The sequence below is a fragment of the Pseudomonas viridiflava genome (assembly GCF_900602065.1).
Taxonomy (GTDB): domain Bacteria; phylum Pseudomonadota; class Gammaproteobacteria; order Pseudomonadales; family Pseudomonadaceae; genus Aquipseudomonas.
Map to the genome: position 1 here is coordinate 1 of NZ_UWFN01000060.1, position 316 is coordinate 316.

1 protein-coding gene is annotated in these 316 nt (G+C 58.5%); it reads left to right on the forward strand.

Going from position 1 to position 316, the window contains the following annotated elements; genetic code table 11:
* A partial coding sequence (locus EE949_RS00990; protein WP_164666667.1) for an FxsA family protein occupies window positions 1-316 on the forward strand: 316 nt, incomplete at both ends.

Consider the following 316-nt stretch of genomic DNA (forward strand, 5'->3'; position numbering starts at 1 on the left):
TTCCGGTACTCGAACAGTTCATTCTGGTTCGGGTCGGCATGTCCATTGGTTTTCTCTGGACATTCCTGTTGGTCCTGGCGACATCGATGCTGGGACTTTTCGTGATGCGCGTGGCAGGTTTTGCAACGGCCCTGCGTGCCCGTGAAAGCCTGTCCCGCGGCGAGCTGCCTGCCCAGCAGATGCTTGAAGGCCTAATGGTTGCGGTAGGCGGTGGCCTGCTGCTGTTGCCAGGCTTCATCAGTGACATCCTGGGCGTGATCTGTCTGCTCCCTGTCACTCGAGGGTTGCTGATTAGCAAGGTCCGTCAGCACGACGA